This is a genomic window from Bradyrhizobium sp. UFLA06-24 (assembly GCF_054967145.1).
Map to the genome: position 1 here is coordinate 1 of NZ_JADFUE010000015.1, position 13,852 is coordinate 13,852.

Genomic DNA, 13,852 nt, shown 5'->3' on the forward strand with positions numbered 1-13,852 from the left:
CTCCCTGCGTCACGAGCCCGGCGTAGCCCTCTCATCATGGTCGACGCTCCACTTCCATCCTGTTCGCCGCGCGGCAAATGCGGTCGGTCAGGCGCCCATGCTCTCGCGTAATTCTGGATTTAATCCCGCTGAGACAATCGATTGGCGCCGGCGCTTCGAGATTCTTGGTGTGCGATCGTTCTTAGTCCGCCTGCCGAAGAGGATGCAGCTGTCCCCACCAGATGTTCGACATGGATTTGAAAACTCACTCGAATGAGCAAAGCGCGTAAGGCTTTCCTCCGGACGCGGCGGTTCTCTGCCATAGGCAAAACCCGCCGACATTCGACTTCTAGCGCCCCCTTACCTGTTCTGACCACGTTGGGCGGAAGTCGTTAGGGTCCTCTGCGCCTTCGGCAGAAACCAGATGCGAACTTGACTGAAGAACTCCTAGTGCCAGTGGGGCATGCTCATGCGCGACCAACTCGGGCAGGCGAGCATGTCCTGATGTGCAGGCTTGCCTCGACGGCGGTGCGGTCAAGATCGAGCCCAAGCGGCATAATGTTGATGAACAGGCCCATCGTGCGGCGGCACCGGCGCCGCCATGCATGCGGCCGAACAGCACCGTGCGAACACCACCTGCTCACGGCCGCTGCTGCGCGCGACCACCTACCCCACACCAGGTGGCAGAGGCTAGCCAGGGTCACATCAAGCCGCCGCGCCTGGCCGCGCACCCGCGCATCCTGCGGCAGCGTCCGCCGTCCCTCCGTGATCCCGCTGCCGTCGCCGTCGGACCTCGCTTAAGCCGAACGGCCGGCCCGGCTCAACCATATCTGCGAGCCACGTCCGGAAGAACTCCTCATGCGCCTTTGCATTAACGCTCACGCGCGCCTCCGTCACCACATTGCAAAAGGGATGTGGGATTATCAGGCTATGCTCATGTCCCTCCAGCACGGCCAAATAGCTCTAGGGCTACGGAGATGCGGCCAGCGGTGTTTTAGGCTCCCCTTCCGCCGAGAGCGGACCGAACTCGATGGCCTGCCGCTCGAACAAACTGCGATAGATGCCACCGGGTTGCACGATGAGTGCCGGATGCGCGCCCTGCTCGACGATCTCGCCGCGATCGAACACCAGGATGCGGTCGAGGCCGCGCACCGTCGACAGGCGGTGCGCGATTACGATCGAGGTGCGGTCCTTCATCAGCCGTTCCATCGCCTCTTGGATCAGCGCTTCCGATTCCGAATCCAGGCTCGACGTCGCCTCGTCCAGGATCAACACTGGCGCATCGGCAAGGAACGCGCGCGCCAGCGCAACGCGCTGCCGCTCGCCGCCCGACAGATTTACGCCGCGCTCACCCACCAGTGTGCCGTAGCCCTTCGGCGATCGTATGATGAAGTCATGCGCATTGGCGAGCCTCGCCGCCTGTTTGATCGCCGCCATGCTGGCGCCGGGTCGGCCATAGGCGATGTTTTCAGCCAGCGAGCGGTGAAACAGGATCGGTTCCTGCTCCACGATCGCGATCTGGCTGCGCAGCGATCGTTGCGTGGCCAGCGCGATGTCCTGCCCGTCGATCAGGATCCGGCCGCCGGAGATGTCGTAGAGCCGCTGAAGCAGCTTGACGAACGTGGTCTTGCCGGAGCCGGAGCGGCCCACCAGACCGATCCGCTCGCCGGCGCGGATGTTGATCGACAATCCGTCGTAGAGCGGCACGCGATCGCTGTCATAACGGAAGGTGACGTCCTCGAACGTGATCATCCCACCGTGAATGTCGATCGGCTTGGCGTCGGGGGCATCGACAATTCCGATCGGCTCGCCATAGATGGCAACCAGTTCCTCCATGTCGTTCACCGAGCGCTGCAGATTGTTGATGTGCATCCCTACTTCGCGCAAATAGGCGTGGATGATGTAATAGCTTGTCAACACATAGGTGACGTCGCCCGGAGAGGCGCGCCCCGCTATCCACAGCAGGATGGCGCCGCCGATCACCGAAGCACGAAAGCACAAGAGCATCACGAGCTGCACCGTACTCGTGCCGTTGGACCGCAGCCAGGTGCGCTGCACCCTCGCCCGCCAGCGTCTGACGACATTGTCAAGCCGCGCATCCTCACGCGCCTCAGCACCGAAAGATTTCGCCACAGTATTGCAAGTGAGCGCGTCCGCTAGCGTGCCGCTGACTTTGCTGTCCCAGGCGTTGGAGACCCGCGCCGCCGGCGCGATGTAGCCGATCGTCAATGCCGTCGTGATGGCAACATAGATCACTGCGCCGAGGCCGATCACGGCGCCGAGCTCGGGCCAATGCAGGCCGAGCAGGATCGTCGAGCCCACGAGCACCGCGAGCGACGGCAACAACGCCATCAGGATCGTATGGTTAAGCAGGTCAAGCGCCCACATGCCGCGGGTGACCTTGCGCACGGTCGAGCCGGCGAACGAGTTAGCGTGCCAGTCGGTTGAGAAGCGCTGCACGCGCATGAAGGCCCCACGGGCCACATCCGACATGGTCTTCAGCGTGAACGGCACGATCGCCTGCAAGCCCGTAAACCGCAACATAATCGAGAGCAGACCAAGGGCGAGGATACCAGCGAACGCAATCAGTGCCGCATGTCGCGCCGCTTGGTCGGAGGGGCCCGACGTCAATGCATCCACTAGACGGCCGGAATAGACCGGCATGAACAGGTCGGCGACCGTCGCCCCTAAGAAGCCAACGAGGATGATCGCGGCACGGACTGGCTGCTTCAGCCAGTGCTCCAACGCAAACGGGAGAACCAAGCCGATTGCGGCGGGTCGTTTGTCATCTTGACTGGTCATGGCGCTAGGGGTTTGTGGCGCACGCGGTGTAAAAAACGGTCGATCCAGACCCGATGTGCCCAATGCTTGGCGCGCCGTACGAGGGATGCGATAAATGCCCGGAGTCTGGGGGTTGCGGCCGAAATCTTCTACCCATTTCACCCACTCTTCGCGTAAGCGCTTAGCCGAAGCGCCTCACGCTTTGCGAGCTCCTCGTAGCTGAGAGCATCGATCTGAGACATCAGCCAGGCTTGCGCGATCCGAGCTTGTGTGAGCCAGGTAGGCGGGATCGGCGTCACTCATCTTTGCCCACCTGCAGAAGCGTGGGGATGTCCGGCTGGCTCCGGCCATGGCTGTACGCAAAGGTGCATTTTGATGAAGGAAGTGTTCAGCATAACTTCACCTGGAAGATCACCTCCGCGTCGATCCGGATGGAGGTCATAGCAATCCGAACCTCCAACGTGCCACAAACGATCCACCGCCCTGCTCGCTGATCGTTAATTGCCGATGGCCCGCCGGATAAATGGACGAATTAACCAGTGAGCAGCTCAGATCGTCGCCCTTTTTCATCTTCTCTCCTCGGCCGCTTGCGCTTTGCTACTTTGCGAGACTCCGGGTTGCGGAGTCGCACAAACAGACCCATAGCAAGCCTTCTGACCCTTGTAGTTGGCGAGCGTTTAGACCGATTCCGACATAACCTCCTGTTTCAGGTTGTCCGGGATAGGTGCGGGGCCGTCCAGCGACTTCAGCGTCACCTCGATCAACTCGCTCGCGCGATCCTTGTTGCCGCTCTCGTAATAGTACTGAGCGACCGCCGGATAGGACAGGAACTTAGGGGCGTCGCCGCGTTGCGGAGCATTTATTGCCAGAATGTGTCCGGATAACTCATTGCCCATCGCAAAGCGCTCGGCCTGCGGCAAATGAGAGTTGTCATTCGCCGGATCAAAGAGTTGGCGCATCGCCCCGGCCATCCACAGCGCGGATTTTTTGTTGATCGCGTCACGAACCAATTGGCGCATCACCGGCAGGCCGGCCTGCAAGTCGCGCATTTTGTGAAGCAACAGATCCGCCTGGAGCACGCGGAAGTTCACGTCATCCGGCAGAACAGCGACGGCTTCTTCGACCACCGAAAGCGCCTTCGCCCAATCCTGCGCCTTCATCGCCGGCGTCAATTTGACGAAGATCGGCATTGTGCGTTCGCCCTTGGCGATCCGCTCAGCATCGGCGGCTTTCGCTTCATCGCTGATGCGCCAGCTGCCAGTCAGAATCTTCGGCAAAACCTCTTCGAGTTGCGTCGGGGAACCGATAAAGGCGATGTGGCCATCACGGTCGACGACGAACGAAGTGGGAATCCCGATAGAAAAGCTGGAATCCATCCAAAGCTCGTCCATTTCGCGTGTGTAGTCGAGCCCGACCCGATAGTTGAGATTCGGCAACTTTTCGGTCAACCATGCGTCCAACTTGCTTCGGGCCTTTTCCGCTGTTTGAGCGCGCTCACCAGCTGCTATTCCGAGGACCTCAACTCCGCTATCTCTGTATTTCTCTTGCAGCTGTACCAGATCGGACAGCGCCGCCACACACGGTGCGCACCAAGTTGCCCAAAATTCGACGATGTACACTTTCCCGGGCTGGAAGCTCGTGAGGGGTTGACCACGCAGCCAGTTCTCCACCTTGATCGGGGGAGCTGGGGATTCTAAGCCCAGCGTCATGTTACGCTCCAAAGTTATTGTCAGGGACTGCGCGACGTTTTGTGCTCGCTGATCTCCGATCGCGACCGCGACCGAGAAGTGGGGTGCCGTGGTGTAGACGGGCTGCCGAACGAGAGCCGTAGCGAATGTCGGTGTCGCAGCGCTAAGCACGCCGACACACAAAGTTACAAGGAACAAGCTCGTCCTCTCACGAGCAGGCCACGTCGATTCAAGGAAGGAGAGCATCGCTCGACTCGCATCTGGGTGGGCTCAGCACTTTCAGTACTGCTGCACCCTTAGTAGCAACGTCCGTGCCAGCATCGTCTGCGCGCATTAAGCGCCTAATTGCGCATGAACAGCTCAACGGCAGTTCACGGCGACCAGTGTTTTGAACCCGACGGGCTTTGTGCCGGTGTCGGAATTTGGACAAGAATTGCGCACTTCGCGCCGCCAGATAACTGATTTGATGTTGTGAGCCGCCGAACGGAAACTTGGTAATCCCTGTCCCCTAGCAAACAGGATTAGAGGCGAGCGACGATTTAGATTCGACTCGAACGAGCCGAAGCCCGTTGACCGGGACACGTGTTCTGGGCGATGACGATGGAACCATTCGCCTGAACCTGCGGACGGTGCCGCGGATCAGGGAGGCTCTGAAACTGTGAGTGCTCGCCATCGCTCCAAGCGGTTCCTGCACCAAAAACTGGTACTTCGATTAGTTTGCTGTCCAGCCGCGTGTACCAGGCGTCCATGATGCCCCCTTCAATTCGAAAACCGTTTCCCTCGTATCGAAACAGACGCCGCCGATCGCCTCGATGGAGCTAAGGCTTATACAGGCGTTCACCTCCAGGTTGCTGACCGGGAGGCCGGCTGGCACCACCCGCTGGCGGCACGCAGCACTTCCTTGCCGGCTTGAAAATCTTTGGCAAGCTGCGGGCCTTCAAGACCCATCGTGTCACAGCCGGATGACAGGTATCGAAATAAGTAGACGGAAAACCCTGCACTATGCGATGTGGCCGACATCGACACAGGCTATGGCAATGCGATCAATGTCATCCATGCCATTGGCGAGTATGAAAGGACCGGCGCCAGCTCCGTTGTCATCGAGGACAAGACATTTCCCAAGGTTACGAGCCTTGCTGCGGAACGTCCAGATGATGAGTTATGGCAATTTCGGATCCGGGCCTCAAGCACAGCCTTGAGGGACACCTTCCGCCGTATCATCGCTGATGGCGGCGTCCAGAACGTCCACAAGGATATTGTAACGATAGAGGAACTCTTCAGACTGCAGAGAATGGACGAGATTGAGGCAGCTGAAACGCGATTCCTGCGCTGATGCAGTGCTGCAGGCCGACTCTAATCTCGCCTGAACGGCTGTCGCTGCAATCTCGACGGGTTGGGGCGGCACGTTCGTCGGGCTACGACTCCATTTCGTTGAATGGAAGACTATCGTGCCCTGTCAGTCAGCATCTTTTGCGTTTGGCTCGAGGCTGTTAGCGCAAATGGGCAGCGGAATCGAACGGCTGTCGAGCCAGCGGAACGACGGCGCTCGGGTCAGCGCCGGCAAAACCCGCGCAGTTTTGTGATGTTTTTATGTCGGTTATAGCCAGTGGTTTGATGACCATCGAAATGGCTGCCTTCGCGCATGAAAGCTCGTGCGCTTGTGGCATACAATGTGCGCCGGATCCGCGTCGAGCGCGGTATTCCGCAAGAGCAATTGGCCTACGATGCAGGTATTGATCGCTCCTATATGAGCGGACTTGAGCGCCAACAGGCAAACCCCACAATTGATCTTCTCGATCGCCTTGCCAGGACGCTCGGCGTTGCTGTCTCCGAGCTGTTTGTTCGGCCATCCAAGGGGGCGCTGCCACCTGCTACCTTACGTAAAGGTCGCAAGCCGAAGCCGGCACGCCGCAAAAGGACCTAGCCCCCCTGACAACACCGAGCCATTGACGCCGATCTTGTGCGGTGGCCAAGCATCAATGCGCTCGGAGGCGGATTTTGTGCGCGGCCGCCCCCTGATTCGCGGCAATCCCGCGATGGACATCGAATAATGTGATGAATGTTCAATCTGGCGCCGGAGCGGACAATGGCGGCTCAAGACGACGAAGTTCCTTTAAATGCCATCCGCGCCTTTGTGACCGTCGCACGCGAAGGCAGCGTCACGCGCGCCGCCAGCAGCTTGGGAACGACGCAGAGCTCGGTCAGCCGCTATTTATCCGTCCTGCGGGACTATCTCGGTGCGGACCTCATCGCGCGGCGCGGCCGGCGCAGTGATTTGACTGAGTTCGGAAGACTATTTGCTAACGCAGTCTCTGAGCCGCTCGAGACAGTGGGCTTCACCGCCAAGAGAATGCGGCGGCGGACGGCCGCCGGCACCAACCGGATCGTCGTCCGCACATCGCTATCGACTTTTGCTTCCTCGCTTCTGATTCCAAATCTGCAAGCGTTCTCTGCTGAAGCTGGCGGCGTTATCGTGGACGTCATCAGCTCGCTATCGCTGCCTTCATCTTCGGACGACTTCGACATATTGATTACACGTGACCTTTCCGTCATCGAACCCGCCGACAGTTGGGAGATCTACAATGAGGAGCTGGTATGCGTCGGGCCGCCAAACCTGGTCGCGGGCAGAGAGCTCTCGATCGTTCGCTCAATCCCGATACTGAACATCACATCACGACCCGACATCCTGCCAACATGGCTGAGGGCCATGAACCTGTCCTCAAACGACATACGAGCGGGCGCGCGGTACGATCATAATTATCTCGCTCTGCCGGCAGTCATGACAGGAAAATGCCTTCTTGTCGCACCGGAAATCATCGTCAGTGATTTAGTGCGAGGGGGCGCCTTGCAAATCATCCCCGGCTCACGCGCTCCAAGTGGCATGCAATATCGCGCCTTTGCGGTGGATCGCAGCGAGCACCCCGAAATCGCTCGTTCTTTTTGCCGGTGGGTCGCTCGTCTTTGCAAGAGGGCGACGCTAGCGCAGGCTACCTGAAATGCCTCTCGAGGTCTCTTCAATGACTCTGCGGGAGATCGATGTACCGCCCCCATTCACGTCCAGGGCACTCAACTTCAGAGACAATCCGAACAAGACCGCCGGTGTCTTCGTCCGACGAAGATTACGTTTCTTTTGCAGCAGTCCCGAAAACAAAGGACGGCGCGAGAGATCGGAACGCAAAGACCTCATCTTATCGCCGATCGAGCGACGCGAGCAAATGAATTGGTTGCACGGAATCGAGGCCATGCCATTTAACGCCCGAGAGCTCATGAACTGTCATCCTTGCCTTTGTGGAGCAATGCGCGGCAGCGAAGGCGCATGAGACGCCGCCCCAGCTTAACAAGCCGAATGGTTCGGCTGCGCAAGTCGTCTGTTTTCCAGCCCCGCTCGCCAATACGATGGCTTCCAAACAGACCTTGCGCGATTTGGCGATAGCTATTTCCTTGCTGCCATCCATCCAGTGCGCGCAGCGCGAGGATAAGCCGACGCCGCTTCAAAGCTGGCAAAGCAAGAGGAGGCGTTCCGAGCGGCCGATGCTCAAGGGCGAGCCAAAATCGACGTGCGGCCTGCAAGCGAAGCTCGAAATTCGCGTCGAGCGGCAGGTCGAGCACGACAGCAGACCCGCTCGCCGGAAGGCTCTTCAGCCAAAGGCGATGCTTCGCGCCTCCGAGCGGCACGATGGCATGCCAGCCATCCGGCGCGCGACCAACCTCGCTGCCAGGCAGATTGGTGAAATCGAGCTGGTAGCTTTTGGGCGCCACGCAATTGGCCGCCCGCATAGGCAGTACGGTCGACAGCACTTCGGGTGCCCAGAAGACTGCTTGCTTGTCGAATGTCTTTTGCGGATCAGCTGGAAAACGAAAGCCCCCACTTCCGTCGCAAGTGGCTCGTTGTTGCGCTGGATCGTTGGCGGCGAGACAACCGCCTATAATCCTCTTGGTAATCGGGATCCCGGCGCAGCCACTCCCAGGCCACGTCGGCAGCTTCTGCCTTCTTCAGGTCGCTGTATGCTTCCTCAGATCTCCAGTCAGTACCCGGCATCGCACCATTTTCCCGCGGGATTTCACACGCGGCGCAATGCAGCTGAAGATTGTGGCTCTTTCCGGTTACGTGCGTTCCGCGTGAGAGCCCCGCGCGCACTTAATCGATGGAATAATCATCTTTTGCGATTGCTAGGAATTCCGCGGATCCTGACATCCGCCGCGTTCATTGCTTTGGCCAACCGCCCCGCAGCAGATCACGATAGCCGCGGCCCGCTAGCCACTTGGCCCGCGTCAGATGACTTTCGAACGTGCGTCGCGCACGATCGGGTTCAACTGTCGGGTCAAGCCCAAGCACAACGCGTGCGATTTCGCGCCAATCTGCCTTGTCAGCGTCGGCATCGAGAAGTCGCATGTAGGTGACGGCGTGCTCCTTGTCATATGACGTGACCTCGTGCGCGCTGGGCGCCAATTCTGCGATTTTCGGGTCGGCCGGCACTGACTGAACTCCTACCGAACTGAAAATTCTATCGAAATCCGAGCAACGATAACTAACTTGGGGGCGCTGTGGTACCGCCCGAATCGTCGCAGCGCCAAACTCATTTTCGCACCAAGACCGCGATCGCATATCCGCTCACAATGACCTGGTGGCTCCATCCTGCGCATTTCCTCTTTCATCGCGGTACATACCGGAACTGACCGCAGATTTCCCATGTGGCTAGGCTGTTCTTGCTCTTCCCTGCCTAAGAAGAGGGTTGCCCGTGGTGACCGGCCCGCGCGCACTGGTGAAAGGCCGCCGTGGCCGGACCCCAGCCCCTAGAGAGAATTCTTTTCTCTTTTCGAGCTCCACTTGAACGGTTGTCCTATCTGGTCGCGGTGCCCGGAAAAGCCGCAGTACCTCTGAGCGGCCATTACTGCTCTCCGGCGAGTAGCGGGCTATCGCACCGCGAGAACACTTGCGATGATCGACGACATTCGCAGACGACAATCATTACGGCGTCTACATCTCACCGTGACCTTCTTCCTTGAAGCAATTGGACGAGGACAGCCAACGGCGTAGGTGTGAGCTTATCGTAATACTCTGGCTATAACCAGTGGTTTCATAATCGTCGGAATGGCTGCCTTTGCGCATGAACGCTCGTGCGCTTGTGGCCTGGAATGTGCGCCGTATCCGCGTAGAGCGCGGCATTCCGCAAGAGCAATTGGCCTATGATGCCGGGATCGACCGCTCGTATATGGGGCGCATTGAGCAGAAGAAAGAGAACCCGACCATTGATCTCCTGGATCGTATCGCCGCGACCCTGGGTATTCACTTGTCCGAATTGTTCGCTGAGCCGGCGAAGGGTGCGGTGCCACCCAAGCCAATGTCCAGAGGACGCAAGCCGGCACGCCCGTGTCGGAACAGGACGTAATTATGGAGAGAGCCATGTTTGCAGCTAACCACGGGAGCGAAACGCGCCGGAGCGGCGCCCGTGCTCCCTTCGAATCTGTGGCGGCCGAATCCGATCTCCTGCTCCATCGGATGTTGCGCCAGCACGATTCGGCTTAACGAACGCCCAGAGCGGCCCCGTTAAAAAAGACGAGCACCTTCGGTGATCCTCACAGGCCAGAAGAACGAACAGGCCGTCTGCCTCATCGGAGGCGCAGGCGCGCGCCTACTATTCCTGCCGCCTACAGCCCGATCTCAAGCCGATCGAGATGAATTCGCCAAGCCAAAGAACTGTTGCGGCGAGCCCCCGAACCGTCGACGCCTCTCGGATCTCATGGGACGCACACTGAACATGTTCACCCCTGAAGAATGTGCCAACTACGTCAGTCATCGTGGATAGAAACCGCTTTGATCGCGACCGGCTCCAGCGAACCGCCCAGCATGCCCAAGGTATGCGACAAGCGCGTCCACGCCTTTCTGTCCGAACAAACACGCGACCCCGCCTCCTCACAAGCGAGCGTGAGCGCCATCCCCAATTGCGAAGGACACTCTTGAAAGGCCTTCATCGATGATCAGGACCCTGACGTGCCTGGGCCCACATTCATGATTTATTTCCGCAGTGAGCATGCCCGCTTTTTAGGCTGGATAGCGCTTCGCCGAGCTCGATCCGCTCCAGCTTTTCAATGCCCGGCCCCGATAGCCAAGAGCCGGCTCGCATTCTACCCGGCTCTCACCCGAGAATGACACCGCCTGCTCGCGCTTCTCAGCAATTCTTATGGACAAGAAAAGATGCAGGTTGCCGGCGCCGGTTAGCCGGTCCTGGAGGGATAAGCTCGAAGGCCCGGCTCCGCTCGCCATCGCAGAGCCGCAACTTAGCCTTGAACCGCCAGCGTCTTACGAAAACCCGACGTGCCGACACTGCTAGGCAGCCTCAGCGGCCCGTGATTTCAGCCTCCTCATGTGCGGTACGCCGGCGTCAATCGCACGCTGGTCCATGGCCAAATGAGGACTGCCAATTTTGTTCATGGGGTACGCCTCAGTCGCGCGATTGTCCCAGATTGCGACGTCGCCTGATTTCCAGTTCCAGCACAGGGTGTTCTGCGGCGCGGTGAGATAGGATTGCAGCAGTCCGAACAGTTTTTGGCTGGGATAGCGCTGCAGGCCGACAAAGTTCTGCACAGAACGGCCAAGCGAGAGCATCCGTTCGCCAGTCTCGGGATGAACACGAACGATCGGATGTGTCGTTTCGTAGATCGTTCCGGTGGATACGTCGTCCAATGCCCTCTTGTCGGCTTCGGTGGCCCCCTCCGTCGCAGTGTGATCGAATGCGGCGCAGCGCACAGCCCAAAGGTTATCGGCGAGCATCCGCAGGGGATCGGGAAGATCAAGATAAGCGGCCGCCGTGTTCGACCAAGCGATGTCCCCGCTAAAACGCGGGACCGCTGCCTCCCGCAGCACTGAAATTGTTTGGCAGCGGGCACTGACGACGTCGTCATCGGTCATCTGGTCGACTTGACTGCAGGCGCGATCAGGGAGCGTCTTCCGGTTTGTTAGGTCTCCCCTTGCGTCCAGCATTGTGGGATTCGGTATCAGCGAGCCGAGCCGGAGCACCAAACGCTGTTGCTGGGCATCATCGAGATGTCTCTGATCACGGAAGAGGATGACCTTACGCTCTAGCAGCAGCCGGTTAATGGCTATGATGACCTCGTCAGACAAATCGTCCGACAGCGTAATGTTCTTGATTTCGACACCAAGCCGGTCCGCATGTTCGACGATGTCTGCACGCGGGATGACGTTATCAATGATCATTGTGCCACTCATGACGGTGCCTCTCTCTGTGAATGTCTAAACAAAGCTCCGCGATTTGTGGTGACGCGTGGCAACGAACGCGACAAGGCCGTCTTGATGACACGCATCCGAATTGTCTGACCGGTGACCACACCGCACAATTCGCCGACTGATTCATACAGACCACCATCATCTTAGGATCTGACTCCCTCTGCGGTGCGGGCACAGCCAGTGCGGTTCGAATCAACTCGCGTATAACGCGAACAGATCGATCTGCAGCCTGATCAACAGTACAAATTATAGAGCTCGTCTATGTCCAGTCCATGAAACGAAACCAGCTTTCTTTTCGATCTCGAGTAACGTTCGCCTCGTCTGTGAACTCGTTCTTGGAAAATCCTCGAACAACGATTGCATCGTCACCGCATGCGACTGGCGTGGCCTCATCCGCACGACAAGAAACGAACTCGTTAGCGGCCTGCGCTCGCGAAGCGGATGTGACAGGATGCCTCGCTTCAGCTGACTCTATCTTAAGCTGTACATTGTATCTACAGCTACCTGCACGATCTGCAATCACTTCCTCGCGACTTGGAGTTGTCCGATGCGGATCGTCTTTCGTCGGCTGGTTTATTGTGTTGTTCTTCTTGCCGAGCAGGAAAGCCGCGCAAAATTCGAAGGTTGAAACTCCCATTGCAGCTAAACAACGGACTCAATCCCTCGATTTGCGAAATCTGCGCTCGTCGCCGAATGCAGGTCTCAGGGCTGTGACCTACGTTCTTGGCTCTGTCCGGAGGCGTGATTTTCCTTACGGAGCCCGGCTTGTTTTAGCGCAGTTGACCGCACAAAATAGAGACAGAGCGCGGCCCCCGCAGGAATACCGTGCGCCCCCGAGACAATGCAGCGACTTCGCGCTCTCACATTGCTAGCCGCAAATTCTGGCAGGCTATTTTCGCCTCCTATTGGCAGCACGAGGCTGAAGGCAGCGTCCGATCTAAGATCATGAGCCAGGATCCATCTTCCTGAGATCGCCCTGTTCCTTGCCTAATAACCTTAAGGCGCGTGAACATGATCACACACGCACCAAAAGTGCGGGATTTCAGAGAAGACGGTGAAAGAATGCACCAGCTGCGCAACAACGCGCCCACGCGACCGAGCCATCATGTAAGATGCGCATCGCCGCAACAAAGATCCTTTTCAAAAACCTGAGATAGCGGGCGGCCCGCAACAAATTGACGAGAGATCCCCTATCGGGTACCGCGTTGAAAATTGAGAACGTAACCTACCTCCATCCGTAACCTTGCGCACTTTTTCTTCACTCATTCGCCGCTTAGAGCGCAATAAAGCCGTTCCCGCAGCTCGCTTTGCGACTCACGCCGGTCGAGCTCGCCGATCTGCAACCTGCTTATCCAGCCACTGGCGACATGTGATCTCGGCTCGTCTCGTTCGTGGCGGCGCCATCAGCACACCAGCAGTGCCAGATGTCGGATATGTCTCGGCAACTGCGCGACTGAACGTTCGAGACTGTTCTTGACGTGCCGGTCGTAGGCTGCCGAGTCGTCGATCCAGCTCTCCTGCGAAACGAGATTGCGGCCGACGAAGTCGGCTGGCCTCAGCGCACGATAGAGTCGATACGCCCGATGCCGGGGACCACATCGCCCCGTGCTGCGATTCGGAATCCCACCGGGCCCTTCGAGCACAGCCGTTCCGCCGCCAACTTCGAGGACTGCCCCACCCAGACTAGTCGTCGGCCCTGTTTCGGGGACCGACAGGAGCTGCCCCGCAGGCTGAACCGAGCCCGTCACAGAGATGTCCGCCTCGACAGCCTAGGAAGCGTTCGAAGCTTCAGCCGAATGCGCCCCACTCGACGCTTTGGCTGGAGGCTTCGGAGCGAGGCTCGCGCTGACTGTGAAGGGTTGACCTAAAGCAGGCGGGATTTGCGAGCCTGATGCTGATGCTATCTTTCGCGCCTTACCCCTAACTTTGTGTCCGGCATGCGGCACGAAGCCGTGTCTACTTGAGCAATTGGGCTCAGGGACTGAACGGTTAGATCTGTGAGTCCAAGAATTGGCAGCAGGCAGGCGATCGGATCAACGTCCTTGAACACCGGCCTTTTTCGCTCTTAGGCACCGGCTAATTGCGCCATGTCTGCTTCGTAAGCCTATCGAACCACATCTCTGCGACATAGCGAGCGTTCGGTACAACCCGAAATTTC

11 protein-coding genes are annotated in these 13,852 nt (G+C 58.6%); 5 read left to right on the forward strand and 6 right to left on the reverse strand.

The window, feature by feature from the left end; translation table 11 throughout:
• The coding region (locus IF809_RS14675) for a hypothetical protein (RefSeq protein ID WP_462837934.1) at positions 1–256 on the forward strand (256 nt) is incomplete at its 5' end.
• Positions 257–948: 692 nt separating this feature from the next.
• Here the strand turns inward: IF809_RS14675 and IF809_RS14680 are convergent.
• The gene (locus IF809_RS14680) at positions 949–2,781 is read right to left on the reverse strand and encodes an ABC transporter ATP-binding protein (RefSeq protein WP_028170463.1); all 1,833 of its coding nucleotides are present in this window, start codon (positions 2,779–2,781) and stop codon (positions 949–951) included.
• A gap of 656 nt (positions 2,782–3,437) precedes the next feature.
• Entirely contained in the window at positions 3,438–4,469 is a 1,032-nt protein-coding gene (locus IF809_RS14685; protein ID WP_038936655.1) for a TlpA disulfide reductase family protein, read from the reverse strand.
• Positions 4,470–5,457: 988 nt separating this feature from the next.
• Between IF809_RS14685 and IF809_RS14690 the strand changes: the two genes are divergently transcribed.
• The 3 genes from IF809_RS14690 to IF809_RS14700 all read left to right on the forward strand — a co-directional run bounded on the left by IF809_RS14690 (position 5,458) and on the right by IF809_RS14700 (position 7,443).
• Positions 5,458–5,781 (forward strand): hypothetical protein, encoded by a 324-nt coding sequence (locus tag IF809_RS14690; RefSeq protein ID WP_014497904.1) that lies wholly within the window; start codon positions 5,458–5,460, stop codon positions 5,779–5,781.
• 309 nt (positions 5,782–6,090) lie between these two features.
• Positions 6,091–6,372 carry a helix-turn-helix domain-containing protein gene (locus IF809_RS14695; RefSeq protein WP_080588731.1) on the forward strand — a complete coding sequence of 94 codons (282 nt, stop codon included), beginning with the start codon at positions 6,091–6,093 and terminating at the stop codon, positions 6,370–6,372.
• Between the two features lie 162 nt (positions 6,373–6,534).
• Positions 6,535–7,443: a LysR family transcriptional regulator gene (locus IF809_RS14700; RefSeq protein WP_028143510.1), complete on the forward strand. Its 909-nt coding sequence runs from the start codon at positions 6,535–6,537 to the stop codon at positions 7,441–7,443.
• 269 nt (positions 7,444–7,712) lie between these two features.
• On the opposite strand, the gene IF809_RS14705 is transcribed toward IF809_RS14700, so the two are convergent.
• From IF809_RS14705 to IF809_RS14715, 3 genes are all read right to left on the reverse strand, one after another.
• Positions 7,713–8,246, reverse strand: a complete 534-nt coding sequence (locus tag IF809_RS14705; protein WP_049803096.1) for a DUF2285 domain-containing protein — start codon at positions 8,244–8,246, stop codon at positions 7,713–7,715.
• A gap of 46 nt (positions 8,247–8,292) precedes the next feature.
• Positions 8,293–8,487, reverse strand: coding sequence for a transcriptional regulator domain-containing protein (locus tag IF809_RS14710; RefSeq protein ID WP_071916574.1), 195 nt, complete (start codon positions 8,485–8,487; stop codon positions 8,293–8,295).
• A 165-nt stretch (positions 8,488–8,652) separates the two neighbouring features.
• Complete coding sequence (locus tag IF809_RS14715; protein ID WP_035711371.1) at positions 8,653–8,925, reverse strand: DNA -binding domain-containing protein; 273 nt, start codon at positions 8,923–8,925, stop codon at positions 8,653–8,655.
• 631 nt (positions 8,926–9,556) lie between these two features.
• Here IF809_RS14715 and IF809_RS14720 point away from each other — a divergent pair.
• Positions 9,557–9,838, forward strand: coding sequence for a helix-turn-helix domain-containing protein (locus tag IF809_RS14720; RefSeq protein ID WP_035711373.1), 282 nt, complete (start codon positions 9,557–9,559; stop codon positions 9,836–9,838).
• A gap of 938 nt (positions 9,839–10,776) precedes the next feature.
• On the opposite strand, the gene IF809_RS14725 is transcribed toward IF809_RS14720, so the two are convergent.
• Positions 10,777–11,664 carry a TauD/TfdA dioxygenase family protein gene (locus tag IF809_RS14725; RefSeq protein WP_244433073.1) on the reverse strand — a complete coding sequence of 296 codons (888 nt, stop codon included), beginning with the start codon at positions 11,662–11,664 and terminating at the stop codon, positions 10,777–10,779.
• Positions 11,665–13,852 lie beyond the last annotated feature (2,188 nt).